The 26,601-nt window shown below is 64.0% G+C and carries 14 protein-coding genes and 3 pseudogenes; 9 read left to right on the forward strand and 8 right to left on the reverse strand.

Annotated elements, in window-relative coordinates:
- Positions 1–59 precede the first annotated feature (59 nt).
- Positions 60–1,913 (forward strand): sigma-54-dependent Fis family transcriptional regulator, encoded by a 1,854-nt coding sequence (locus tag AB5975_13055; GenBank protein ID XDR22644.1) that lies wholly within the window; start codon positions 60–62, stop codon positions 1,911–1,913.
- 89 nt (positions 1,914–2,002) lie between these two features.
- Here the strand turns inward: AB5975_13055 and accC are convergent, their stop codons facing one another.
- The 6 genes from accC to AB5975_13085 all read right to left on the reverse strand — a co-directional run bounded on the left by accC (position 2,003) and on the right by AB5975_13085 (position 10,130).
- The gene (accC, locus tag AB5975_13060) at positions 2,003–3,358 is read right to left on the reverse strand and encodes an acetyl-CoA carboxylase biotin carboxylase subunit (GenBank protein ID XDR22645.1); all 1,356 of its coding nucleotides are present in this window, start codon (positions 3,356–3,358) and stop codon (positions 2,003–2,005) included.
- Positions 3,359–3,375: 17 nt separating this feature from the next.
- Positions 3,376–3,837: an acetyl-CoA carboxylase biotin carboxyl carrier protein gene (accB, locus tag AB5975_13065; GenBank protein ID XDR22646.1), complete on the reverse strand. Its 462-nt coding sequence runs from the start codon at positions 3,835–3,837 to the stop codon at positions 3,376–3,378.
- Positions 3,838–3,936: 99 nt separating this feature from the next.
- Positions 3,937–4,392: a type II 3-dehydroquinate dehydratase gene (gene aroQ / locus AB5975_13070; GenBank protein ID XDR22647.1), complete on the reverse strand. Its 456-nt coding sequence runs from the start codon at positions 4,390–4,392 to the stop codon at positions 3,937–3,939.
- Positions 4,393–4,571: 179 nt separating this feature from the next.
- Positions 4,572–6,344, reverse strand: a complete 1,773-nt coding sequence (locus tag AB5975_13075; protein XDR22648.1) for a protein-disulfide reductase DsbD — start codon at positions 6,342–6,344, stop codon at positions 4,572–4,574.
- A gap of 341 nt (positions 6,345–6,685) precedes the next feature.
- Complete coding sequence (locus AB5975_13080) at positions 6,686–8,647, reverse strand: methyl-accepting chemotaxis protein (GenBank protein ID XDR22649.1); 1,962 nt, start codon at positions 8,645–8,647, stop codon at positions 6,686–6,688.
- Between the two features lie 124 nt (positions 8,648–8,771).
- Complete coding sequence (locus tag AB5975_13085; GenBank protein XDR22650.1) at positions 8,772–10,130, reverse strand: diguanylate cyclase; 1,359 nt, start codon at positions 10,128–10,130, stop codon at positions 8,772–8,774.
- A 248-nt stretch (positions 10,131–10,378) separates the two neighbouring features.
- Here AB5975_13085 and AB5975_13090 point away from each other — a divergent pair, with 248 nt between their 5' ends.
- The 5 genes and pseudogenes from AB5975_13090 to AB5975_13110 all read left to right on the forward strand — a co-directional run bounded on the left by AB5975_13090 (position 10,379) and on the right by AB5975_13110 (position 15,415).
- Positions 10,379–11,446: a DUF2333 family protein gene (locus AB5975_13090; protein XDR22651.1), complete on the forward strand. Its 1,068-nt coding sequence runs from the start codon at positions 10,379–10,381 to the stop codon at positions 11,444–11,446.
- A gap of 2 nt (positions 11,447–11,448) precedes the next feature.
- A pseudogene (locus tag AB5975_13095) lies at positions 11,449–11,984 on the forward strand (NUDIX hydrolase).
- Between the two features lie 327 nt (positions 11,985–12,311).
- Complete coding sequence (locus AB5975_13100) at positions 12,312–12,683, forward strand: translation initiation factor Sui1 (GenBank protein ID XDR22652.1); 372 nt, start codon at positions 12,312–12,314, stop codon at positions 12,681–12,683.
- A gap of 151 nt (positions 12,684–12,834) precedes the next feature.
- Positions 12,835–14,748 (forward strand): arginine decarboxylase, encoded by a 1,914-nt coding sequence (gene speA / locus AB5975_13105; protein XDR22653.1) that lies wholly within the window; start codon positions 12,835–12,837, stop codon positions 14,746–14,748.
- Positions 14,749–14,959: 211 nt separating this feature from the next.
- Positions 14,960–15,415, forward strand: coding sequence for a transposase (locus tag AB5975_13110; protein XDR22654.1), 456 nt, complete (start codon positions 14,960–14,962; stop codon positions 15,413–15,415).
- 88 nt (positions 15,416–15,503) lie between these two features.
- Here AB5975_13110 and AB5975_13115 read toward each other — a convergent pair.
- Positions 15,504–16,840 (reverse strand): annotated as a pseudogene (locus AB5975_13115) (MATE family efflux transporter).
- A gap of 178 nt (positions 16,841–17,018) precedes the next feature.
- Between AB5975_13115 and AB5975_13120 the strand changes: the two are divergent.
- Positions 17,019–21,916 (forward strand): annotated as a pseudogene (locus AB5975_13120) (alpha-2-macroglobulin).
- A gap of 164 nt (positions 21,917–22,080) precedes the next feature.
- On the opposite strand, the gene AB5975_13125 reads toward AB5975_13120, so the two are convergent.
- Positions 22,081–22,374, reverse strand: coding sequence for a hypothetical protein (locus tag AB5975_13125; protein ID XDR22655.1), 294 nt, complete (start codon positions 22,372–22,374; stop codon positions 22,081–22,083).
- A 77-nt stretch (positions 22,375–22,451) separates the two neighbouring features.
- Here AB5975_13125 and pbpC point away from each other — a divergent pair, with 77 nt between their 5' ends.
- The gene (gene pbpC, locus AB5975_13130) at positions 22,452–24,806 is read left to right on the forward strand and encodes a peptidoglycan glycosyltransferase PbpC (GenBank protein XDR22656.1); all 2,355 of its coding nucleotides are present in this window, start codon (positions 22,452–22,454) and stop codon (positions 24,804–24,806) included.
- Between the two features lie 92 nt (positions 24,807–24,898).
- Positions 24,899–26,563 carry a ShlB/FhaC/HecB family hemolysin secretion/activation protein gene (locus AB5975_13135; protein ID XDR22657.1) on the forward strand — a complete coding sequence of 555 codons (1,665 nt, stop codon included), beginning with the start codon at positions 24,899–24,901 and terminating at the stop codon, positions 26,561–26,563.
- Positions 26,564–26,601: the final 38 nt, after the last annotated feature.

Here is a 26,601-nt window from a genome sequence, read left to right on the forward strand (position 1 = left end):
ACAGAGGCGCTTAATGGCCGGACAACGATAAAAACAGCAACGAGAACCGGAGGGCCTGAATGCTTGCCGCGAACTCCCGAGCCCACGTCGACTGCGTCAGCAGGGTGCTGAAGAATGCCGATCGCCTGCCACAGGCGCCGGTTCCTGCGCTGATCCTCGACTCATGGCGCCGCTCCATGGAGCTGTACCGCCTCGACCCTGGGTCCCAGCAGGGGCCGCGTATCCTTTCCCAAAGCCTGCTCAACGAATGCCGCGAACGCGCCGAGCTGTTCCTGCGTATCGCCAGCGATGCCGTGGCACGCCTGCATGAGCGGGTGCGCGGCGCCGACTACTGCGTGCTGCTGACCGACGCCCAGGGGCGCACCATCGATTATCGGGTCGAGTCGGCCATCCGCAACGACTGCCGCAAAGCCGGGCTGTACTTGGGCACCTGCTGGTCAGAGGGCGAGGAGGGCACCTGCGGCGTGGCGGCGGTGCTGACCAGCAAGGCCCCGGTCACGGTGCACAAGCGCGATCACTTTCGCGCTGCCTTCATCGGCCTTACCTGCACTGCCGCACCGGTATTCGACCCGTTGGGCGAGCTTTTGGGTGTGGTGGATGTATCAGCCTTGCAGTCGCCAGACGATCGGCGCAGCCAGCACCTGATCCGGCAACTGGTCGAGCAGACGGCCCGCGAGATCGAAAACGCCTTCTTCATGCACAGTGCCCAGGGCCATTGGGTGATGCGTGCCCATGGCACGCCAGGTTATGTGGAAAGCCAGCCCGATTACCTGCTGGCCTGGGATGCCGATGGCCGCTTGCAGGCCATCAACAGCCTGGCGCGGCAACGCTTGGTGGAGCGCTTGGGGCGTTTGCCCGAGCATATTGGCGAACTGTTCGACCTAGACCAGTTGCGCCGGGTGAGCGCGACTTCAGCCCAGCGCCTGCCCGGCTTGGGTGGTTTGTATGGCCGGGTCAGCGCGCCGCAACGACGCGAGCGCGCGCAGCCGTTGCATCAGGCCCAGGACGCGCGGATCGAGCAGCACCTGCGGTTGGCCACGCGGGTCAAGGACTGCAACCTGGCGGTGCTGGTGCTAGGCGAAACCGGTGCTGGCAAAGAGGTCTTTGCCCGCCAGTTGCACCAGCAAAGCCTGCGCCGCGACGGCCCGTTCGTCACACTGAACTGCGCGGCCATCCCGGAAAGCCTGATCGAGAGCGAGTTGTTCGGCTATGTCGCAGGAGCCTTTACCGGGGCTTCCAGCAAAGGCATGCAGGGGCTGTTGCAGCAGGCCGATGGCGGTACGCTGTTCCTGGACGAAATCGGCGATATGCCGTTGCACCTGCAAACCCGCTTGTTGCGGGTGCTGGCCGAGGGCGAAGTGGCGCCGCTGGGTGCTGCACGGCGCGAGCGGGTGGACATTCAGGTGATCTGTGCCACTCACCGCGACCTGGCAACCATGGTGGCGGACGGGCGTTTTCGTGAGGATCTGTATTTCCGCCTGGCCAATGCCCGGTTCGAGCTGCCGCCGCTGCGTGAGCGCGAGGACCGCTTGGGGTTGATTCACCAGCTGCTGGCCGAAGAAGCCCTGGCCTGTGGAGTGGAGGTGGTACTGGCCGATGCTGCGCTGCAGGCGTTGCTGGTTTATCGCTGGCCGGGCAATTTGCGCCAGCTGCGGCAGGTGTTGCGCTATGCCTGTGCGGTGAGCGAGGGCGGGCAGTTGCACTTGCAGGACCTGCCGCATGAGGTTCGCGGTGACGCGGTTGTTTCGGCTGAAAGCGGCGTATCGTGCCCGGCCCGGCAGTTGCTGCTGGATGCATTGATCCGTCATCGCTGGAAGCCAGCGGATGCGGCGCGGGCTTTGGGGATCTCGCGGGCGACCCTGTATCGACGGGTGCATGAGCATCGTATCGAGATGCCGCGGATGAAGGGGTAGGGCCATTGGGGCCGCATAGCGGCCCCAGATTGTTGCAGGCATAAAAACCCCGGAACAGGTCCGGGGTTCTGGTACATCACACTACTCGATCAATGCTCGTTGGCCAGCTTGTGTTCGAGGTAGTGAATGTTGACGCCGCCTTTGCAGAAACCTTCATCACGCACCAGGTCGCGGTGCAGCGGGATGTTGGTCTTGATGCCGTCGACGACGATCTCGTCCAGGGCATTGCGCATGCGCGCCATGGCTTCGTCGCGGTCCTTGCCGTAGGTGATCAGCTTGCCGATCAGCGAGTCGTAGTTCGGCGGAACCGAATAACCGCTGTACAGGTGCGAATCGACACGTACGCCATTGCCGCCTGGTGCGTGGAAGTGCTTCACCTTGCCTGGGCTTGGGATGAACTTCTTCGGGTCTTCTGCGTTGATCCGGCACTCCAGCGAGTGGCCACGGATCACCACGTCTTCCTGGCGGAACGACAGCTTGTTGCCAGCGGCGATGCTCAGCATCTCCTTGACGATGTCGATACCGGTAACCATCTCCGACACCGGGTGCTCAACCTGCACGCGGGTGTTCATCTCGATGAAGTAGAAGCGGCCGTTTTCGTACAGGAACTCGAAAGTACCGGCACCACGGTAGCCGATCTCGATGCACGCATCGACGCAGCGCTTGAACACTTCCTGACGGGCCTTTTCGTCGATGCCCGGGGCTGGTGCTTCTTCCAGTACCTTCTGGTGACGGCGCTGCAACGAGCAGTCGCGGTCGCCCAGGTGGATGGCGTTGCCCTGGCCGTCGGACAGCACCTGCACTTCCACGTGACGTGGGTTGGTCAGGAACTTCTCCAGGTAGACCATCGGGTTGCCGAAGGCAGCACCGGCTTCGGTACGGGTGAGCTTGGCCGAGGAAATCAGGTCCTCTTCCTTGTGCACCACGCGCATGCCGCGACCACCACCACCACCGGCGGCTTTGATGATCACCGGGTAGCCGACGTCACGGGCAATCGCCAGGGCGACTTCTTCGTCTTCCGGCAGCGGGCCATCGGAGCCTGGTACGGTCGGCACGCCCGACTTGATCATCGCGTCCTTGGCCGAAACCTTGTCACCCATCAGGCGAATGGTGTCGGCTTTCGGGCCGATGAAGGCGAAGCCGGATTTTTCTACCTGTTCGGCGAAGTCGGCGTTTTCTGCCAGGAAGCCGTAGCCCGGGTGAATCGCGGTGGCGCCGGTGACTTCGGCGGCAGCGATGATTGCCGGGATATGCAGGTAGGAATCCTTGGACGATGCAGGACCGATGCAGACCGACTCGTCTGCCAGGCCCAGGTGCATCAGCTCACGGTCGGCGGTGGAGTGCACAGCGACGGTTTTGATGCCCAGCTCTTTGCAGGCACGCAGGATCCGCAGGGCAATTTCCCCACGGTTGGCGATCAGGACTTTTTCGAGCTTCCCAGACATCGTTGGCTCTCCGCGATTCAAACGACGGTGAACAGCGGCTGGTCGAACTCAACCGGCTGGCCGTCTTCTACCAGGATGGCGTCGATGACACCGCCAACATCGGCTTCGATGTGGTTCATCATCTTCATGGCTTCAACGATGCACAGGGTGTCGCCCTTTTTCACCGTCTGGCCAACTTCAGCGAAGTTAGGCGAGGTCGGCGAAGGCTTGCGGTAGAAGGTGCCGACCATTGGCGAACGGATCACGGTGCCTTTCAGGGCTGGGGCAGCAGCAGCGGCTTCGGCGACAGGGGCGGCGGCGGCAACTGGCGCAGCAACCGGGGCGGCAGCCATCGGTGCTGGTGCGTAGAACTGCTGGGCAGCTGGGGTTTTGCTGTGACGGCTGATACGGACCGACTCTTCGCCTTCCTTGATCTCCAGTTCGTCGATGCCAGACTCTTCCAGCAGCTCGATCAGTTTCTTGACTTTACGGATATCCATTAATCATCAACTCCCAAAGGTTCGGTCAGGGGGCGAAATACAAAAAAACGTATCGGAACGTTTCTCTCGAACCCCGGCCCACTTAGGCCAGGGTTTTCATCATTTGGGCTGTGCGTTGGCAGCCAGTTGTTCCAGCGCGGACTCCAGGGCCAGGCGATAACCGCTGGCGCCCAGGCCGCAGATCACCCCTACGGCAACATCGGAAAAGTAGGAGTGGTGACGGAACGGTTCGCGTTTGTGCACGTTGGACAGGTGCACTTCGATGAATGGGATGCTCACCGCAAGCAATGCGTCACGTAATGCGACGCTTGTGTGGGTGAAAGCAGCCGGATTGATCAGGATGAAGTCCACACCCTCGTTGCGTGCGGCGTGAATGCGGTCGATCAATTCGTATTCGGCATTGCTCTGCAGGTACTGCAGATGGTGGCCTGCGGCGCGGGCACGTTGCTCCAGGTCCTGGTTGATCTGGGCCAGGGTCACGGCGCCGTAATGGCCTGGCTCGCGAGTACCGAGCAGGTTGAGGTTGGGGCCGTGGAGCACCAGTAGCGTTGCCATCTGCGGATTCCTTGGATTTGTAGGGCAATTCGACACAGCGCGGCGAGTGTGCCGTAAAGCGACCGCAAGTGTCCAGTTCCCGGCAATAGCCAGCACGATGTCCGAGATTCGCGCGAAGTATGTGACCAAATAATTAAATCTGGTCACTGATTTCAGGATTTTCCCCGCCTCGCGGGAAGTTATAGACCGGCTTTGCCGCGTACGCGTGCCAGAATTTGTGCAAATTCAGCGGCGTTTATTTCGCCTATCACCCGATCAGCGGTAATTTCGCTGCCGTTCGCTGCAAAGAACAGCAGGGCAGGCGGGCCGAACAGCTGGTAGCGGTCGAGCAGTTTGCGTTGCTCGGCATTGCTTTCGGTGATGTCGAAACGCAGCAGTTTGAAGCCGGTCAACTGTGTCTGCACCTGGGGCGCATTGAGCACCTCATGCTCGATCACCTTGCAACTGATGCACCAGTCGGCGTACCAGTCCAGCAGCACTGGCTGCCCGGCCGCCTTGGCTTGCGCCAAGGCCGCGTCCAATGCGTCAGGCGTGGTGATGGTCTGCCAGGCATCGGCCTTTGCCGTCGGGCTGGCGCCGCTGGCGCCCAGTGTTGCAACTGGCAGCGGTCGCAGTGGGTCGCCCTGGCCACTGAGGGCGCCGTACCAACAGGCCAGCGCGTACACCAGCAAGGCCAGGCCGAGCAGTTGCGCCAGGCGCTGGGGCGCGGTTTTGACGACGAGCTCCAGGGCACCGAGGAACAGGGCCACGCCAGCGGCGAGGAAACCGACCAGCAGCAAGGTCACAGGGCCTGGCAGTACACGGCTGAGCAAGCCGATGGCCAGCCCCAGCAGCAGCACGCCGATGGCGTTTTTCACCGTGTTCATCCAAGGGCCGCTTTTCGGCAGCCAGGCTGCGCCACCGGTGGCCACCAGTAGCAACGGTGCGCCCATGCCCAAACCCAGGGCGAACAACTTGAGCGCGCCGCCCAGGGCATCGCCGCTGGCGCTGATATACAGCAGGGCACCGGCCAGGGGCGCCGAGACGCATGGCGAAACCAGCAGGCTGGAGAGCACGCCAAGTATTGCCGCGCCTAGCAGAGAGCCGCCGCGGGTATGGTTGGCGACGTTGTTCAGGCGGTTGCTCAGGGCCTGGGGCAGCTTCAGTTCGAACAGGCCGAACATGGCCAGGGCGAATACCACGAAGAACAGCGCGAAAGGCACCAGCACCCAGGCCGACTGCAGGCGTGCCTGCAGGTTCAGGCCCGCACCGAACAGGCCCATCAGGGCGCCGAGTGCCGCAAAGCTGGCAGCCATAGGCAGCACGTAGGCCAGCGACAGCGACAGCCCGCGTAGCCCGCCAACCTGGCCGCGCAGCACCACGCCAGACAGGATCGGCAGCATCGGCAGGACGCAGGGCGTGAAGGTCAGGCCGACCCCGGCGAGGAAGAACAGCAGCAGCGACTTCCAGTTCCAGGCAGGGGTGGTGGTGGTCGGCGTGTTGCCAAGGCCTTCGCCATCGATGGTCAGGCGTGCGGTTTCCGGTGGGTAGCACAGGCCTTTGTCGGCGCAGCCCTGGTAGCCCACCAGCAAGGTGAAGGCGCGCGGGTCGTTGCGTGGCAGCTCGATGTCGAGCACACCGTGGTACACCTCGACGTCGCCGAAAAACTCATCGTGCTTGGCTTCGCCCTTGGGGATGTTCGGCGTGCCAAGGGCGATATCGGCCGGTTCCGTGCGGAACTGGAAACGGTGGCGGTAGAGGTAATAGCCATCGGTGGCGACGAAACGCAGCTTGATGGTTTGCGCATCGGCCTGGACCAGGTTGAGCTTGAAGGCTTCGTGCACCGGCAGGAAGTCGGCGTTGTTGGCCAGCGAAGCGGCGCCGAGTGTGGCGCTGGGGCGGTTGTCGAGCAGGCCCGTGGCGAAGGCAGGGCTGGCCAGCAGCAGGAACAGCAGGAAAAACAGGCGGCGCATGGCGGACTCGCGAGGTGGAACGTGCTGGGCATGATAGCGGAGTTGGTGTGGGTTGGGGCCAGTAGTGCCTGCCATGACATATGCGGCGCCTATGAGATCGAGCGCCGCCCGCGCGGCGCATCGCGAGCTGCGCTCGCTCCTACGTTTGTTTCGGGCCAATTATTTCTGTGCGATTTGCGCGCGAACGCCTTGGCGCATGGCGCGATATTGCGTCGTACAAACAAGGCGGTCGCGTGCGCCTGCCACAGGCGTTACTGGCCAATAACAAACGTAGGAGCGAGCGCAGCTCGCGATGCGCCGCGCGGGCGGCGCTCGATCTCACAGGCGCTGAAAGATCCAGGTCAGACTCTGAACGCCCGCACCGCCCGGTTCAGCTCGCCGCCCAGGCTCAGCAAATGCTCGCCTTGCTCACGCCCCTCACCAATACGCTGCAAGTTGTCCTCACCCAGCTCATGAATCCGCTCGCTGTGGTCACGAATTTCGCTCACCGCGCCGCTCTGCTGCGCCGTGACATCGGCAATCCGCACGGCCGTGTCCGAGATGGTACGAATGGCACAGACAATCTCATCCAGTGCTCCGTCTGCCGCCTGGGCCTGATTGGCCGTGGCCTCGGCATGCTCAAGCTGCGCGCGCATCCCGGCCACCGAGCCTCTGGCCGCCTGCTGCAAGCGGTCGATCAGGGCCTGAATCTCGCCGGTAGCGCCTGTGGTGCGCTGTGCCAACGAGCGCACCTCATCGGCCACCACGGCAAAGCCACGGCCCATCTCACCGGCGCGGGCCGCTTCGATCGCGGCGTTCAGTGCCAGCAGGTTGGTCTGCTCGGCAATCGAGCGGATTACCGTCAGTACGCCGCCGATGGTTGCCGACTCTTCCGCCAACTGCTCGATCATGCGGGCGTTGCCTTGCACTTCATCGACCAGGTCACGTAAGCCCGACAGGCTCTGGCCAATTACGGCCTGGCCTTGCTCCACGGCGCGCCCGGCATCGCGGCTGGCATCGGCGGCGGCGCTCGCATCCCCCGCCACTTGCTGAATGGTCGCCTCCAGTTCACCGAGGGCATCGCGGATCTGCCCGGTATCGCCGGCTTGGCGCTCGGCGCCATCGTGCAGCGCGGCGCTCATGCCGGCCAGGGCGTGGCTGCTGCCGGCCACTTGTTCGGCGTTGTGGCGGATGGTGCCGACCAGCTCGACCAGGTACTGGCGCAGGCGGTTGAGCGATTCCTGGATATCGTGCAGTTCGCGGTTGGTCTTGCCCAGGGTGATAGCCTGGGCAAAGTCACCCTCTGCCCAACGCGACAGGGCGGGCGCCAGGCCTGTAAGGGTGCGGGCCAAGCGCCTCTGCAGTGTGTCGATCAGCAGGGCAATCAGCAGGATCAGGCCGATCATCAGGCCTTGGATGATGCGCACTTCGGCAGCGATTTTTGCATGCTGGCCGCGTACCTCGGGCTCCAGCGCGGCGATGGCCTGCTGCACCGCCTCCAGGCGCTGGCGGGTGCTGGCCGCCAGGGCGACGCGGCGCTCGATTTGTTCGCGGGTGCGTTGCAGCTCGGCCGGGTAGCGGCTGAGCAGGCTTTGCAGTTCGCGCTTCAGGCCTACGGCAATGTCTTCCTGCTGGGCGCTGGCCTGGGACGCCAGGCCCATCATCGCGGCGAAGTCGTCGGCGCCGGATTCGGCCGTACGGGTTACGCCGAGCAGGGGCAGACCGTCGACCACCTGGGCCTGGACGCGGATCAGTTGCAGCTCGCGCTCGACTTCGTCGGCCAGCTCCGGGCGGCCGCTGCTGACCAGCTTGTCGCGGGCCAGTGACAGCCGGCCCAGGTGCACGGTGGCGTCGAGCAGTGGCAGCAGGTAACGGTTGGCCTCGGCATTGCCGCTGTCGCGGGCGTAGCCGGCCATTTGTTCAAGGTTCGCCCCCAGCTCCCGCTCGGCTTGCAGCAGCAAGGCTTGTGGGTCGCCGGCCAGCTTGCCAGCGGCCAGCAGTTCATTGGCAGTGAAGGCCTGCAGGCTGTCCAGGCTAGGGCGCAATTGCTCGGCCAGCTCAACGGGCCAGTCGGCCAGGGCGGCCTGCAGCTGCTGGTTGGCTTCCATGGCGGCGGCATGGCGCAGGGCATCGCCGCTGCCCAGGTACGCCTGGATGTTGCGTGCCGCCTGGTTCTGGAACTGTTGGGACAGGCCCAGGTAGCGCTCCATCATCTGGTAGGGGCGCTCCAGGGCCCGCTGCGACCACCACAGGGTTGCGCCCAAGGCGAGGCACACGGTCACCAGCAACAGGGTGTTGAAATTGGTCAGCCACTTCAGGCGCATAGCCGCGAGCTTCCTGGTGAGGGGGAGTGGCGGCTGAAGTTATTGCGATTTTGTGACGCGGTGATGACGGCAAGGGCTTGACGCCAGAAAAAAGTGGCACAGTGCCGGTACGGTTTTAAGTGACTTAGGGCTCTACACGCACTACGCAATTGCGCCCCGCGTGCTTGGCCCGGTACAGCGCTTCGTCCGCCGCACTGGCCATGGTCAGTGCATCCAGCCCCTCGTCCAGCTGTACGACTCCGGCACTGAAGGTGCACTGCAAATCCCGTGGCTGCGCCGGGTAGAGAATCTCGGCAAAGCGCCGGCGAATTTCGTCCAGTACCCTGTGTGCCGCGTCCAGCGCGGTATTGGGCATGACGATGGCGAACTCTTCGCCACCATAGCGGCCAATGAAATCGGTCTTGCGCAAGCGCTGCTTGAGGAACAACGCCAGGCTCTTGATCACCCGATCGCCCATGGGGTGGCCGTGGCGGTCGTTGATCTTTTTGAAGTGGTCGATATCGAGCATGGCAAAGCTCAACGGCTGCAGTTCGCGGCGGGCGCGGAAGCTGCAGTCTTCCAGCAGTTGCAGGATGTGGGTGTGGTTGTACAGCCCGGTCAGGCTGTCGCGCACCATGCGCGCCTTCAAGTGCCGGGCGCGGGCGGCGCGGTTGCGCACGGTGGTGATCAGGTGACGTGAGCGAAAGGGTTTGGTCAAAAAGTCATCACCGCCTTCGCTCATGGCATCCAGCTGCTTGTCCAGGTCGTCCTCGGCTGACAGGTAGATGATCGGCACGCTCACATAACGGTCACTGTGGCGAATCACCTTGGCCAGTTCCGGGCCGGTGCAGGCTGGCATGTACAGGTCGAGGATGATCAGGTCGGGCTGGAAGTCGGCAAGCTCGGCCATGGTACGGATCGGGTCGGTCAGGCTGCGGGTGACCATGCCGGCGCCGGCCAGCACCCGCTCGGTGTACAGGGCCTGGGTTCGCGAGTCGTCGATGATCAGCACGCGCAGCGGGTCGTGCGGGGTGGCATTGGTCAGCAGTTCGACCTTTTCCAGCAGGCTGGAAGCCTCCAGGCTGCCGGTGAGAAAGTCCTGGCCACCGGCGCGTACGGCGGCAAGGCGGGTTGGGGTGTCGGCTTCGTGGTGGCTGAAGAACAGCAGCGGAATATGTCGCGCCAACCCTTGCTGCACCTGGGCGGCCAGCTGCAGGCCTTGGCCCGTACCGGTGAAGTCGACATCCATAATGATGGCCGAAGGCGGGTACTCGCAGATCGAGGCGAGAAACGCCGTAGCATTGGGCAGTGCTTGCACCACCAGGCCGAAGAACTCCAGTTGCTGGGCCAAGCGCTGGGCACGCTCATGATCCTGCAGCAGGATGTACACCGGTTTGCGTGGGGGCGGCAGCAGCAGTGGGTCGAGCGGGTCGTCCTTGCGCAGGCCGTTACGCGTCAGCTGTTGCACGGGGCATTGCGGGCTCGGCTCGACTGCTTTGCTCATGTCCTGGCTACTTATAGGTTGGGATGTGCAGGGGCAATGATGGCTCTATGCTAGCAGCTCTTTTCAAGCGCGTGACTGCCCTGCATCAACAAAGCGGCCAGAACGAATATTCAGTTACTGACTGAATGGTCGCTTATGCGTACGGTGGTGTCTGCTTTATAGTGCTGCCACGCGGGCTTGCCGTGGCACCCTGGCGCAGGCCTGTGGTCCAAGCCCCTGAACCGTCGTGACTGATTAAGGACAAAGCCATGCTGGACTGGAAAAACCGCGAGGCCAAAGCCGAGCCCCGTGAGCGTGTCGATGGCCGCGGCGCTGCCGCCCGTAGCTACCTTGGCGGCCTGTGGAGCCGCGCCCTGGGGACCCTGATCGGGTTGTACCTGCTGGTGTGTATCGGCCTTGGCTGGTACTGGAGCCAGGAGCCCGCGCTGTTCCCGGTGCAGCAGAATGCCCAGGCCGCTGCCGAGCGCAATGGCCAGCAAATGGTGGTGGGCTACACCACCCTCGAAACCCTCAAGACCGTTGCCGGCACCTTGCTGAACAAGCCGGGCGGCTACATTTCCAACGACCGCTTCCCGCCAGGGCTGTGGATGGACAACATGCCGAGTTGGGAATATGGCGTGCTGGTCCAGGTACGCGACCTGTCGCGCGCGCTGCGCAAGGACTTCGCCCGGTCGCAGTCGCAGTCCACCGAAGACGCCGACCTGGCCAAGGCCGAGCCGCGATTCAACTTCGACAACAAGAGCTGGATCTTGCCATCGAGCGAGTCGGAGTTCGAAGAGGGCATCAAGTCGCTGTCCCGCTACCAGACTCGCCTGGCTGCTGGCGACAAGGGCGCGATCTTCTACACCCGTGCCGACAACCTGAACAACTGGCTGGGTGACGTGGCCACTCGCCTGGGCTCGCTGTCGCAGCGGCTGTCGGCCAGCGTTGGCCGGGTCAAGCTCAACAGCACGCTGAAGACCGAGTCGGTCGTCGCCGGCCAGGCGCCGCAAGTGGACGAGGAGTTGGTGGAAACCCCGTGGCTGCAGATTGACAACGTGTTCTATGAAGCCCGTGGCCAGGCGTGGGCGCTGTCGCACCTGCTGCGTGCTATCGAGGTGGACTTTGCCGATGTGCTGGCCAAGAAGAACGCCACGGTCAGCGTGCGCCAGATCATCCGCGAGCTGGAAGCCTCGCAAGAGCCGCTGTGGAGCCCAATGGTGCTGAACGGCAGTGGCTTCGGCATGTGGGCCAACCACTCGCTGGTCATGGCCAACTACATTTCCCGGGCCAACGCCGCGGTTATCGACCTGCGTCAGTTGCTGTCGCAGGGTTGATGATGGCTATCAGCCCAACCGAGGCCGCCCACCGTGCGGCTTCCGACCGCGAACTGGTCACCTGGGTGGACGAAGCCGACCAGGTGCTGGGCGCGTTGCCCCGTGCCGAGTTGCGTGAGCGCGGGTTGATCGGGCGTTGTACGTTCATCTTGCTGTTCAACAGTGCCGGTGAGCTGTGTGTGCATCGTCGCACCCTGAGCAAGGCGCTGTACCCAGGCTATTGGGATGTGGCGGCAGGCGGCATGGTCGCGGCCGGGGAGGCGTATGCCGAGTCGGCCGCACGCGAGCTGGCCGAAGAGCTGGGGATTGAAGGTGCGCAGCTGCGTTTCCACGAGCGGTTCTACTTTGACCAGCCGGACAACCGTCTGTGGTGTGCGGTGTATTCGGCGGTGTCCGATGCGCCATTGCGACTGCAGCCGGAAGAGGTGATCGAGGCGCGGTTCATTGGCCTGGAGCAGGCTGAGCAGGAAAGCCTCAGCAAGCCATCTGCCCGGACTCGTTGGCGGCGTTGCAGCGCTACAAGCTTAGCTTGAAATAAAGCAGGGGCCGCTTTGCGGCCCGATCGCGACACAAGGCCGCTCCTACAAGAGGTCGCGTCCCCCGGCCTTGCGCGGTCTCCTGTAGGAGCGGCCTTGTGTCGCGATCGGGCTGCAAAGCAGCCCCAATACGCGAAGGGTCGCAAAACATTCGCAAAATGCCGCAATCCTGTACTTAGCAACGGCTGCATTTATCGTTACACTGCGCGCCCTTTTCGGGCTGTCGCAAGTCTTGCGGCAGTAGCGCCGCCCCTGCCAGAGTGGGGCTTCGCGGTCGGCCTCAACCCCAAGGCACGACCAGTTTTTGTCCTCAGCACAGAGGAACAAAAGTGGCCAAGAAAGCTTCTTCCTTTTCCGCCCTTGGCGGTCTCGTGTATTCCACCGACGCTGGTCGGCACTGCCCTGACTGTGGCCAGCCAGTGGATGCCTGCATCTGCAAGCAGCAAATTATCCCCGAAGGCGACGGCATTGCCCGTGTGCGCCGTGAGAGCAAAGGCCGTGGCGGCAAAACCGTGACCACCGTCACCGGCGTGCCGCTGCCGCCCGACCAGCTCAAAGAGCTGGCGACCACGCTCAAGCGCCGCTGCGGTACCGGCGGCGCTCTGAAGGACGGGGTTATCGAGATCCAGGGCGACCATGTCGAGCTGTTGATCGGCGAGCTGACCAAACAGGGTTTCAAGGCGAAAAAGTCCGGCGGCTGAGGCCATCGCGCGATTTTTTGCCCAGCGCTTTCTAAACTCGTTCCCGTGGCCAGGGTCTATGCCTGAACACGGATGAATCGTCATTTTCAGCTTTTACACTCGCTCCGCTGCCTGCGGGGCAGTGTCTTCGACTTATCTATAGGGGACTTGAATGTCCGTACGACGCACACGCAAAGACGATGGTAGCCAATGGACCGTGGCCGACAGCCGCAGTGTTTATGGCATCCGCCATTGGGGCGCTGGTTATTTCGCCATCAATGAAGCCGGGCGCGTCGAAGTGCGCCCCAACGGCCCCAACAGCGCGCCGATCGACCTGTACGAACAGGTTGACGAACTGCGCCAGAGCGGCCTGTCGCTGCCCTTGCTGGTGCGCTTCCCCGACATTCTGCAGGACCGCGTACGCCAGCTGACTGGTGCGTTCGATGCCAACATCGCGCGCCTGGAGTACCAGAGCCAGTACACCGCGCTGTACCCGATCAAGGTCAACCAGCAGGAAGCGGTGGTGGAAAACATCATCGCCACGCAAAACGTTTCCATTGGCCTGGAAGCCGGCTCCAAACCCGAGCTGCTGGCCGTACTGGCGCTGGCGCCGAAGGGCGGCACCATCGTCTGCAACGGCTACAAGGACCGTGAGTTCATTCGCCTGGCGTTGATGGGCCAGAAGCTCGGCCACAACGTGTTCATCGTCATCGAGAAAGAGTCGGAAGTGGCGCTGGTGATCGAAGAGGCCGCCGAGCTGAAGGTGAAACCGCAGGTCGGCCTGCGCGTGCGCCTGTCGTCGCTGGCTTCGAGCAAGTGGGCCGATACCGGTGGCGAAAAGTCCAAGTTCGGTTTGTCTGCCGCCCAGCTGCTCTCTGTAGTACAGCGCTTCCGCGATGCAGGCCTGGACCAGGGCATTCGCCTGCTGCACTTCCACATGGGGTCGCAGATCGCCAACCTGGCTGACTATCAGCACGGTTTCAAGGAAGCCATCCGTTACTACGGCGAACTGCGTGCGCTGGGCCTGCCGGTCGACCACATCGACGTTGGCGGTGGCCTGGGCGTGGACTACGACGGCACCCACTCGCGCAATGCCAGCTCGATCAACTACGACATGGACGACTACGCCGGCGTGGTGGTGGGCATGCTCAAGGAGTTCTGCGACGCGCAGGGCCTGCCGCACCCGCACATCTTCTCCGAGAGTGGCCGCTCGTTGACAGCGCACCACGCCATGCTGGTGATCCAGGTGACCGACGTCGAGAAACACAACGACGACGTGCCCACCATCGAGAACAAGGAAGCCCTGCCCGAGACCGTGCAGTGGCTGGTCGACCTGCTTGGCCCGACCGATATCGAGATGGTCACCGAGACTTACTGGCGCGCCACCCACTATATGGGTGACGTGGCCGCGCAGTATGCCGATGGCAAGATCAGCCTGGGCGAGAAGGCACTGGCTGAACAGTGCTATTTTGCCGTCTGCCGCCGCCTGCACAACTCGCTCAAGGCCCGCCAGCGCTCGCACCGTCAGGTGCTGGACGAGCTGAACGACAAGCTGGCCGACAAGTACATCTGCAACTTCTCGGTGTTCCAGAGCCTGCCGGACACCTGGGCCATCGGCCAGGTACTGCCGATCATCCCGCTGCACCGCCTGGACGAAGAGCCGATGCGACGTGCGGTATTGCAGGACCTGACCTGCGACTCCGACGGCAAGATCAACCAGTACGTTGATGAGCAGAGCATCGAGACCAGCATGCCGGTGCATGCGCTGAAGGAGGGCGAGGACTACCTGCTGGGCGTGTTCCTGGTCGGTGCCTACCAGGAAATCCTGGGCGATATGCACAACCTGTTCGGTGACACCGACTCGGTGAACATCTACCAGAATGCCGACGGCAGCGTGTACCACGCCGGTATCGAGACCCACGACACCATCGAGGACATGCTGCGCTACGTGCACCTGTCGCCGGAGGAGTTGATGACGCATTACCGCGACAAGGTGGCCAGCGCCAAGATCACCGCACGTGAGCGTACCCAGTTCCTGGATGCCTTGCGCCTTGGGTTGACCCGGTCTTCGTACTTGTCGTCGTAACCGCCGGGGCCGCTTTGCGGCCCATCGCGACACAAGGCCGTTCCTACAGCGGATCGCGCAGTAATTGCCATACGCGATTTCCCTGTAGGAGCGGCCTTGCGTCGCGAACTGAGGGCGCAGCCCTCACGGCGTCATACCCGGTAATGATCCGCCTACGCCATCCCTCATTGCGACACCTATCCTGCGAATGCAATGTTCAAAGGAATTCGACATGGACCGTCACGGCAATCATCGCTTGCGCCAAGGGCGCTTTTCAGAGTCAGGCAGGCTTTATCTGCTAACTACCGTTACCCGCCAACGGCGCCCGCTGTTCCAGAACCTCTGGTTTGCACGAGCGGCCATTAATCAATTGCGCCTGAGTGATCATGAAGGTAGTTGCCGTACGTTGGCTTGGGTTCTGATGCCAGACCATCTGCATTGGTTGATCGAGCTTGGGCCTACCAGCCTGGACAAACTCATGTGTGCTTTCAAGTCACGCAGCAGTTGTGCGCTTTACCGTATAGGTGCCGAGCGAAAGCACATCTGGCAGCCTGGCTTTTATGACCGGGCATTGCGCAAGGATGAGGATGTAAGGGCTGCTGCCCGCTACATCATCGCCAACCCGATTCGGGCGGGTCTGGTTCGACGAGCGGGCGAGTACCCACATTGGAATTGTGTGTGGCTGTGAGCCGGCAGGTGAGGGCTTCGCCCTCATTTCGCGACACAAGGCCGCTCCTACAGGGATCACGATACCGAGCCGTTCCGCGATCCCGGCATTACCGAACCCACTCACCTTTCTGCTGCAACCGCCACCCCACCCACCCCAGCGTCACCGCCCGCAACCCCATGAACCCGAGAAACGCCAACCACAGCCCATGGTGCCGAACCCGTTCATGGCCACCGCCACCGGCAGTGCAATCAGTACCGACACCACCATCGCATTGCGCATCTCCCGCGCCCGCGTCGCACCGATGAACAACCCATCCAGCAAGTAACTCCACACTGCAATCAACGGCAGTACCGCCAGGTAGGGCAAATACGGATAGGCCGCATTGCGCACGCTTTCGATGTCGGTCTGCAGGTCGATGAACAAGTGCCCGCCCAGCAGGAACAACCCGGCAAACCCCAAACTGGTGATCAGCGACCAGCCACAGGCCACCACCAACGAACGGCGCAAGGTGTCGCGGTCGCGGGCACCAATGGCATGGCCGCACAGGGCCTCGACCGCATGCGCCAGCCCGTCGAGGGCATAGGCCGTCAGCAGCAGGCCATTGAGCAGCAGGGCGTTGGCCGCCACCGTGGCCTCACCCAGGCGCGCCCCCTGCACAGTAATCAGCAGGAACACCAGTTGCAGCGCCAGGCTGCGCAGGAAGATATCGCGGTTGACCGCCAGCAGCGGGCGCCAGGCCTGCCAGCGTTTGAGCGCTGCCCAGGCGATCTGCCCCGGGTAGGCACGCAGTGCCGGGCGGGTCAGGGCCAGGCCGAACAGCGCGGCGCTCCATTCGGCAATGACCGAAGCCCGTGCCGACCCCAGTACGCCCCAATCCAGGCCCAGCACGAACCACAGGTTCAGGACGATGTTCAGCAGGTTGGTGGTCAGCAGGATGGCCAGTGGCGCCCGGGCGTTCTGGGTGCCCAGAAACCAGCCAACCAGCGCATAGCTGGCAAGCGCCGCGGGCAGGCCAAGCAGGCGGGTATGGAAGAAGTCTTCGGTGGATTGCTGCAGGGCTGCACTGGGTTGCATCGCATGCAGTGCCAGCTGGCTGAACGGCAGAGCCAGCAGGCCGATCATCAGGGCGAAACCGACCGCCAAAAGCAGCCCTTGTACCAGCACCTGGCGCAACGCGGCGCCGTCGCCACGGCCAGCGGCCTGTGCGGCGAAGCCAGTGGAGCCCATGCGCAGGAAGCCCATCAGGCCAACCATGAAGGTGAACAAAGTGGCGCCCACGGCCACGGCGCCTAGCTGGTGGGCGTGGGGGAGGTGGCCGATGACGGTGCTGTCGACCAGCGCCACCAGCGGTACGGAGATGTTGGACAAGATCATCGGTGCGGCCAGCGCCCAGACCTTGTGGTGGGTAGGGCGGTGGCGCCAGTCGGCGGAGAGTTGGGACATTTGCTTACCAAGGGGCTTGGGGCCGCTGTACGCCCCTTTAACGAAGGCCACAGTGTAACCACCAGGCAACCATTTCGCGCGACCGTGGTCTTACTGGGCGCGCAACGCCGGGTGCCGCACCTGACGTTGCGCTATAGTTGCTGCCCTCACGTACACGCTGCCCAAGAGTTCCTACTCCATGTTCAACAAAGGATTGTTGCTGGCCTGCGCGCTGGCGTTGCTCAGTGCCTGTGACTCATCCGCGCCGGACAAACCGGCGCCGGACAAACCGGCGGCCACCGCGCCCGCCGAAGCCCTCGCCCCCAAACGCGAAGACCCGGCCGTGCTCGCCAAGCGCTACGAGGGCCGCGAACTCACGGTGCTGGATGTATCCGAAGTGCAGCTCGATGGCGCTGCGACGCTGTCGATCAGCTTCTCCGCGCCGCTGGATGCCAAGCAGGACTTCGCCACCAAGGTGCACCTGGTCGACACCGTCAAAGGCAAGCTAGACGGCGCCTGGGAGCTCTCCGACAACCAGATGGAACTGCGCCTGCGTCACCTGGAACCGCAGCGCAAGCTGGTGCTGACCGTCGACAAGGGCCTGCTGGCGGTCAACGGCAAGCAACTGGACAGTGAATCGATCACCCAGCTGGAAACCCGCGACATGCAGCCGACCATCGGCTTTGCCAGCCGCGGCTCGCTGCTGCCCACGCGCCTGGCCGAGGGGCTGCCGGTGATTGCCCTGAACGTCGACAAGGTCGATGTCGAGTTTTTCCGGGTGAAGCCGGAAATGCTCTCGTCTTTCCTGGCCAGCTGGGGGCGCAACAGCAGCCTGTACTACTACCAGTCCAAGGAAACCCTGGACATGGCCGAGCTGGTCTACAGCGGCCGCTTCGACCTCAACCCTGCCCGCAACACCCGCGAAACCGTGCTGCTGCCCATCGCCGGCATCAAGCCGCTGCAGGACCCGGGCGTGTACCTGGCAGTGATGCGTGCTTCGGGCACTTACGACTACTCGCAGCCGGCGACCCTGTTCACCCTCAGCGACATCGGCGTGTCGGCGCACCGCTACCGCGACCGCCTGGACGTGTTCGCGCAGGCGCTGGAAGGCGGCAAGGCGATGAGCGGCGTCAATCTCGAAATCCATGACGAGAAGGGCAAGTTGCTGGCCCAGGCCAGCACCGATGGCAAGGGCCACGCCCAGCTGCCGATCACGTCCAAGGCCGATACCCTGATTGCTACCCAAGGTGTGCACACCACCCTGCTGCGCCTGAACACCGCCGCCCTGGACCTGGCCGAGTTCGACATTACCGGCCCGCAAGCCAACCCGTTGCAGTTCTTCATCTTCGGCCCGCGTGACCTGTATCGCCCAGGCGAAACGGTGCTGCTCAACGGCCTTCTGCGCGACCAGGACGGCAAGCCGGTCAAGGCCCAGCCGGTGAGTGTGGAAGTGCGTCGCCCGGATGAGCAGGTGAGCCGCAAGTTCGTCTGGGAGGCCGACAGCAATGGCTTGTACCAATACCAGTTGCAGCTCGCCACCGAGGCCCCGACTGGCCGTTGGCAACTGCTGCTCGACCTGGGCGGCGGGCGCAAGCAGGTGTATGAATTTCTCGTCGAGGACTTCCTGCCTGAACGCCTGGCGCTGGAGCTGAAGGGCAGCAGCACGCCGCTGTCGCCGGAGGAGGATGCGCGCATCCAGGTCAATGGCCGTTACCTCTATGGCGCCCCGGCTGCCGGTAATCGCCTGAGTGGCCAGGCCTATGTGCGTCCCCTTCGCGAAGCGGTGCCTGCGCTGCCGGGCTACCAGTTCGGCTCGGTCACCGAAACCGAGCTGAACCAGGACCTGGAGCTGGACGAAGTCACGCTCGATCAGGCTGGCAAGGCCGTGGTCGATATCGAAAGCCGTTGGGCCGAAGCCCGCTCACCGCTGCAACTGACCGTGCAGGCCAGCCTGCAGGAGTCCGGTGGCCGGCCGATCACCCGTCGTCTGGAGCAACCGATCTGGCCTGCCGAGCGCCTGCCGGGCCTGCGTGGCCTGTTCGAGGGTGAGGAAACCGATAGCGACGGGCCGGTGGAGTTCGAATTCCTGGTGGCCGACCGCGACGGCAACAAGCTGGCGGCCAACGACCTCAAGGTACGTCTGATTCGCGAGCGTCGAGACTACTACTGGAACTACTCGCAGAGCGATGGCTGGAGCTACGCCTACAACGAGAAGTTCCTCACCCAGCGTGAGGAGACCGTTAGCGTCAAGGCCGGCTCCACGGCCAAACTGAGCTTCCAGGTTGAATGGGGCCCGTACCGCGTGGAGGTCGAAGACCCGCAGACCGGCCTGGTGTCCAGCGAGCGCTTCTGGGCCGGTTATCGCGCCCAAGATAACGCCGAAGGCGGCGCGGTGCGCCCGGACCAGGTCAAGCTGGCGCTGGATAAACCGTCCTACGCCGATGGCGCTACTGCCAAGGTCACCGTCACGCCACCTGCTGCTGGCAGCGGCTACCTGATGATCGAGTCCAGCGATGGCCCGCTGTGGTGGCAGGAGATCGACGTGCCCGCCGAGGGCAAGACCTTTGATGTGCAACTGGACAACGCCTGGGCGCGCCACGACCTTTACATCAGCGCGCTGGTGATTCGCCCTGGAGAGCGCAAGGCCAACGCCACACCAAAACGCGCCGTGGGTGTGCTGCACCTGCCGTTGGACCGCGCCGAACGCAAGCTGGCGGTGAGCCTGCAGGCACCCGAAAAAATGCGCCGAAACAGCCGCTGACCGTAAAGGTGAAAGCCACCAATGCCGATGGCAGCGTGCCCAAGCAGGTGCATGTGCTGTTGTCTGCGGTGGACGTGGGCATCCTCAACATCACTGATTTCAAAACCCCGGATCCGTTTGCCAGCCTGTTCGGGCGCAAGGCCTATGGTGCCGACCAACTGGACATCTACGGCCAGTTGATCGAAGCCGGCCAGGGCCGCCTGGCGAGCCTGGCGTTTGGCGGTGACGCGGCAATGGCCAAGGGTGGCAAGCGCCCTAACACCACGGTCACCATCGTCGCCCAGCAGAGCCTGCCGGTGACCCTGGACGACAAGGGTGAGGGCCAGGCCACGGTCGATATCCCCGACTTCAACGGCGAACTGCGGCTGATGGCCCAGGCCTGGACCGAAGAACACTTCGGCATGGCAGAAGGCAAAACCGTGGTCGCTGCACCGTTGATTGCCGAGCTGTCGGCACCGCGCTTCCTGGCCGGTGGCGACCGCACCAGCCTGGCACTGGACCTGGCCAACCTGTCGGGCCGTGCTCAACAGTTGAACGTTGAAATCACCACCGATGGGCAACTGAGCCTGGCGGCCAACGCCGTGCAGAGCGTTAACCTGACCGAAGGCCAGCGCTCGACACTGATGATCCCGGTACAGGCCCAAGGGGGCCTGGGGCAGGGTAAAGTGCATGTGCGGGTCACTGGCCTGCAGTTGCCAAACGAGCCCGCCACCGCGTTCGAGCGTGAGTGGACATTGGGCGTGCGCCCAGCTTATCCGGCGATGCTCAAGCACTACCGCGTGGCGTTGAAAGACCAGCCATGGACCTTGCCTGAAGCGGACCTGGCAGCTTTCGAACCTGCCGGCCTGGAAGCCAGCCTGGCCTTGTCGAGCCGGCCGCCGCTGAACCTGGCCGAGCAGATTCGCGCGTTGGAAGCCTACCCCTACGGTTGCCTGGAACAGACCACCAGCGGCCTGTACCCGTCGTTGTACGCTGATGCCGATAGCCTCAAACGCCTGGGCATCAAGGGCGAGCCGGCGCAGGTGCGCAAGCGCAAGATCGAAATGGGCATCGAGCACCTGCTGGGCATGCAGCGCTACAACGGCAGCTTTGGCCTGTGGAGTTCGGACAGCGAAGAAGAGTACTGGCTCACCGCCTACGTCACCGACTTCCTGCTGCGTGCCCGTGACCAAGGTTACGGCGTGCCGGCCGAAGCGCTGAAGAAGGCCAGCGAGCGCCTGCTGCGCTACCTGCAGGAACGCAACCTGATCGAAGTCGACTACAGCGAAAATGCCGACCACACTCGCTTTGCCGTGCAGGCCTACGCGGCGCTGGTGCTGTCGCGCAGCCAGCAGGCGCCATTGGGTGCCCTGCGAGGCCTGTTCGAGCGCCGCGCCGATGCCCGTTCTGGCCTACCGCTGGTGCAATTGGCGGTGGCACTGGACAAGATGGGTGACAAACCGCGTGCCGAGCAAGCCTTGCAGGCGGGCCTGGGCATCAGCCGTGGCAAAGGCTGGATGGCCGATTACGGCAGCGCCCTGCGTGACCAGGCGCTGATCCTGGCACTGCTGCAGGAAAGCAACCTGGCCAGCAGCCAGGTCGATCAGCGCCTGTTCGCCTTGTCGGATGAGCTGGCGGCCAACCGCTGGCTGTCTACCCAGGAGCGCAATGCACTGTTCCTTGCCGGCCGTAGCCTGCTGGGCAAGCCGGAAGGCAAGTGGCAGGCACGCCTGGACAGTGCTGGCGAGGTGCGCGAGTTCAACAATGCCGAGGCCGGCATGAAGCTGGAAGGCCCGCTACTGGCATCGCCGCTGAGTGTGCAGAACGAAGGCAGCGAGACGCTGTACCAGCAGTTGACCTTGTCGGGCTACCCACGCCAGGCGCCTGCTGCTGGCGGCAATGGCCTGCAGATTCGCCGAGAGTACTTGGGCATGAATGGCCAGCCGCTGGACCTGCACAACCTGCGCAGTGGTGACTTGGTGCTGGTGCACCTGGCGCTCAAGGCTGAAGACCGTGTACCGGATGCGCTGGTGGTGGATTTGCTGCCAGCAGGCCTGGAGCTGGAAAACCAGAACCTGGCGCAAAGCGCCGCCAGCCTGGACAACGCCAGCAGCGCGGTGAAGGAGTGGCGCGAGTCTATGCAGAACGCCAGTGTGGTGCACCAGGAGTACCGTGATGATCGTTATGTTGCCGCGCTCAAGCTCGACAGCTACGGCACCACGCACCTGTTGTATCTGGCGCGGGCGGTGACCCCGGGCACCTACCGCGTACCGCCGCCGCAGGTTGAGTCGATGTACCGGCCGAACCTGCAGGCTGTGGGCGATGGGCAAGGGGAGATGACCGTAAAAGCCCGCTGAGGCTACGCGGTCTGTTGTAGGAGCGGCCTTGTGTCGCGATCGGGCCGCAAAGCGGCCCCAAAACCTGAGCGCGCGGAGCAACTGTGGTACCGCGTCGCCAGGTTTTGCGGCCGCTGCGCGCCCGATCGCGACGCAAGGCCGCTCCTACAGGAATGGCGCAGTTTCTAGTGAATCACCCAACTCATCACCCACAACCCCAGCACCAGCCAGATGATCCCGAGGATGATCGAGGCGCGCATGAACGCACGGATTGCCGAGTACAGCAGCATAAGGCCGATGATCAGGGCCAGGATGCTGAGTAGCGAGGTGTCCATGCCCAAGGTGCGCGCCAGGCCGTCGATGAAATTGCCACCGGCATTGGCCAGCAGGTTGAACAGCCCGCTCAATGCGTCGACGATGAAGCGGATCAACGACCCCAGTGCCTGGCCCAACCACTCGAAAAAACCTTCTACATGCATAGTTGCTTCCTGATGAACGAATCGGCGAGGTTGCCGTCCCAAAGCCTTTGGCCATTACCTGGCCAGGTCGGTTCCCGATGCCAAGCTTAGCGCGGCCACATCGCCATGCGGGCAGGATGTTGCGTGCCACGCTGATCGGCGTGCTGGTGCTGTGCGGCCTGTTGTGGCTTGCTGATCGTATCTGGCCGCTGCCCATGCCGGGCGACGACCTGGCCCGGGTGGTGCTGGCCGAGGACGGGACGCCGTTGTGGCGCTTTGCCGATGCTGATGGCGTGTGGCGCTACCCGGTCAGCCCCGAACAGGTGTCGCCGCTGTACCTGCAGGCCTTGCTGACTTACGAGGACCGCTGGTTCTACAGCCACCCTGGGGTCAATCCACTGGCCTTGGCCCGCGCTGCCTGGTTGAACCTGCGCGGTGGGCGCGTGGTGTCGGGCGGCAGTACGTTGTCGATGCAGGTGGCGCGCCTGCTCGACCCGCACGACCGCACCCTGGCTGGCAAACTGCGTCAGTTGTGGCGTACGGCGCAGCTGGAATGGCACTTGTCCAAGCGCGAAATCCTGCAGATCTACCTGGACCGCGCGCCGTTCGGCGGCACCTTGCAGGGCGTGGCCGCGGCCAGCTGGGCGTACCTGGGCAAGTCGCCCTTGCACCTGACACCCGCTGAAGCGGCGCTGCTGGCGGTGCTGCCCCAGGCACCCAGCCGGCTGCGCCCAGACCGCCACCACGAGCGTGCTCAGCGCGCGCGCGACAAGGTGTTGCAGCGCCTGGCCGAATACCAAGTGTGGCCTGAGCGGCAAATCCGCGAGGCGGCCGAGGAACCGTTGGTGTTGGCGCCACGCCAGGAGCCGGCCCTGGCACCCTTGCTGGCCCGGCGCCTGAACAGCGCCGACAGCCCGCCACTGATTCGCACCACGCTCGATGCCGCACTTCAGCGGCGCCTCGAAGACCTGCTGCTGGGTTGGCGCGCCCGGCTACCGGAGCGCACCTCGGCCGCCGTCCTGGTGGTCGATGCGCAGACCATGGCGGTGCGCGCTTACCTGGGCTCGATAGATTTGGCGGACGAGCGCCGTTTTGGCCATGTCGATATGGTGCGCTCGCTGCGTTCGCCCGGTTCCACCCTCAAGCCGTTTCTCTACGGCATGGCGCTGGACGATGGCCTGATCCATTCCGAATCGCTGCTGCAGGATGTGCCACGGCGTTATGGCGATTATCGCCCCGGCAACTTCTCCATGGGCTTCAGCGGCCCGGTCTCGGCCAGCTCGGCGCTGGCCCTGTCGCTCAACCTGCCGGCCGTGCAATTGCTGGAGGCCTATGGCCCGAAACGCTTTGCCGCGCAGCTGCGCATGGCGGGCGTGCCGCTGATATTGCCGCCGCTGGCCGAGCCCAACCTGTCGTTGATACTGGGGGGCGCCGGCAGCCGGCTGGAAGATTTGGTGGGTGGCTACGCGGCGCTGGCACGGGACGGTAACAGTGCGAAGGTGCGTTTGCAGCCGCAGGACCCGCTGGTAGAGCGACGCCTGTTGTCGCCAGGCGCGGCGTGGATCATCCGACGCATCCTCAGTGGCCAGGCTCGCCCCGACCGCGACCCGCATGCCGAACTGGTGCAGCGCCCGCAACTGGCCTGGAAAACCGGCACCAGCTATGGCTTTCGCGATGCCTGGTCGATCGGCGTAGGGCCGCGCTACCTGATCGGCGTGTGGATCGGTCGCCCCGATGGCACGCCGGTTCCCGGGCAATTTGGCCTGGCTTCGGCGGCGCCGCTGATGCTGCAGGTGCATGACCTGCTGAGCAACCGTGACAGTCAGCGTGGCATCAGCGTGCCAGTGGCGCGTGTACCGGCAAACGTCGGTGTGGCGGCGATCTGCTGGCCGCTGGGCCAGCCGATGAGCAAGCAGGACCCCAACTGCCGACGCCAGCGCTTCGCCTGGACCCTGGATGGCACTACGCCGCCAACCTTGCAGGCCGCTGACCAACCGCTGGGCCTGGGTTTGCGCGAAAACGTGTGGGTCAACGACCAGGGCCTGCGTGTCGATGGCAGTTGCCCGGGCGCCAAGCCCCGTGAAATCGCCTTGTGGCCGGCGCCGTTGGAGCCCTGGCTGCCCCGCCTCGAACGGCGCGCGGCGCGTCTGCCCGCCCTCGACCCGGCCTGCCCGCCGCAACTACCGGCCAGCGCGCCACCGCTGTCGATCGTGGGCGTGCGCCCCGGCGATAATCTGCGTCGCCCAGCCACCAGCAGTGAGCCGCTGCAATTGCATGTATCGGCGTTGGGTGGTGGTGGACGGCGCTGGTGGTTCCTCAACGGCCAGCCGCTGGGTGAAACCCAAGGGCAGGACAGCTTGCTGCTGCGCTTGCCCCAGGTCGGGCAGGCCGAACTCAGCGCGCTGGACGAAAGTGGCGAGACGGCGCGGGTGGCGTTCCAGGTCAGCGAGTAGGTGTTCGACGGCAGCCGGGCCAGCACCTACGCTTGCAGGTGAGGGGGGTGAGCGGCGGGTGCCCCACAACCCAAGGGAACATGGAGCGCCCTATGCGTCCTCTGGCCGTGCCCCTGCTGTTGCTGCCCTGGGCGCTTGCGGCCCAGGGCGAGCCGTTGCCGGGTTTTCTCGACAGCCATGAATACGAGCGACGCTTGCCCAGCGCCAACCTGCCTATTGCGGCCTACCGCCTCGTCAGCCCCAACATACGGCTGGCCGAGGCGGCTATCCACAAGCCTGACTGGGCTTCGGCCAATACCCCGCTGATACTGCAAAAAGTACGCTTCGAGGGCGGCACGGTGTTCCCCCTGAGCGACCTGCGTGAGCACTACCAAGCGCTGATAGGGCGCCAGACCACGTTGGGTGAATTGCAGCAATATACCGAGCGGCTGACCCAGCGTTATCGGCAGCAGGGCTACTTGTTGTCGTATGCCTATCTGCCACCGCAGGATGTGGCAGAGGGTAGGGTCAGCGTGGTGCTGGTCGAAGGTTACCTCCGTGATTACCGCGTGGACGGCGATATCGGCCCGGCCAGCGAGTATTTGCAACAGTTGCTGGCGCGCCTTGAGGCTGAGCGGCCGCTGACGCGGGAAACGCTGGAGCGTTTTCTGGGCCTGGCCGCGCGCATGCCTGGTGTGTCGGTAGAGGCCGAGCTGACAATGGCGCAGGCCGCTGATGGCGCCGCCCGGCTGACCCTGCATGCGCGGCGCAAGCCATTCGGCGCCGCTGTGACGGTGACCGACTCCAGCCGCGACACTGCACAGGCGTTGTTCACGGCAACCAGCAATGCCCAGACCCGCCATGGTGAACAACTCACGGCCAGTTGGCTGCTGCCTCCAGGGGACGACCAGGTCCATTACCAGCGTCTGGACTACAGCCAGTACCTGGACGCCGCCGGCAGTCAACTGCTGCTGTCGGCTTCGCGCTACCGCAGCGAGCCCGGCACGCGCATACGCCTTGACCATGGTCGCGATATCACCCGCGAGCACGACAGCGAGCGCTATGCGATAGGGCTTCGTCAGCCGGTGATCGTCAGGCCGGATGAGTGGCTGGTGGTTCAGGGGCACTTGTACGCAGTTCGTGAGCGCGATGAAGACCACACGGATGAGCAGCCATCGTCTCGGGACTACGACACCTACGTGCGTGCGCTGTCGTTCGAGGGCGATTGGCGCGAGATGGAGCAGAGGCGTATGCGTATCGTCAGTGCTGGGGTCTATCAGGGCCTGGATTACCTTGGGGCTCGAAGCGATGCCGACTACGACCTGGACTTTCTGCGGCTGCGGCTTTCCGGCTTGCAGAGCGACGCACTGCTGGATAACTGGCAGGGCGTGGTGTCCGGGGCCTTGTACTGGAGTGATGACAAGTTGCCCGACAGCGAGCGCGCGGGTTTTGGCGGGCAGAGTTTTGGCCGTGGATACCCGCGTGACCAGGCGGACGGGGACAAGGGCTGGGGTGTGGCTTACGAGCTGAGCTACAGCATGCAGGGGAGCGGGCTGGCGCTGGTTCAGCCATATGCGGCAGTGGACACGGCGCAGGCCTGGCATAACCGAGGGCCGGTGGAGGATGCCCACCTGGCGTCGCTGGCGTTTGGTGTGCGGTTAGGAGATGGGCGCGTGTTCAATGTGGCGCTGGAAGTGGCCAAGCCGTTGGCGGATGTGGCGCTCGATAGCCTGGACCGTGGGCCTCGGCTGACCTTGAGCGTTGACGTTCAACTGTAGGGGCCGCGAAGCAGCCCCGGTAATTTACACGCTGCCCC

The sequence above is a fragment of the Pseudomonas putida genome (assembly GCA_041071465.1).
Lineage (GTDB): Bacteria > Pseudomonadota > Gammaproteobacteria > Pseudomonadales > Pseudomonadaceae > Aquipseudomonas > Aquipseudomonas putida_P.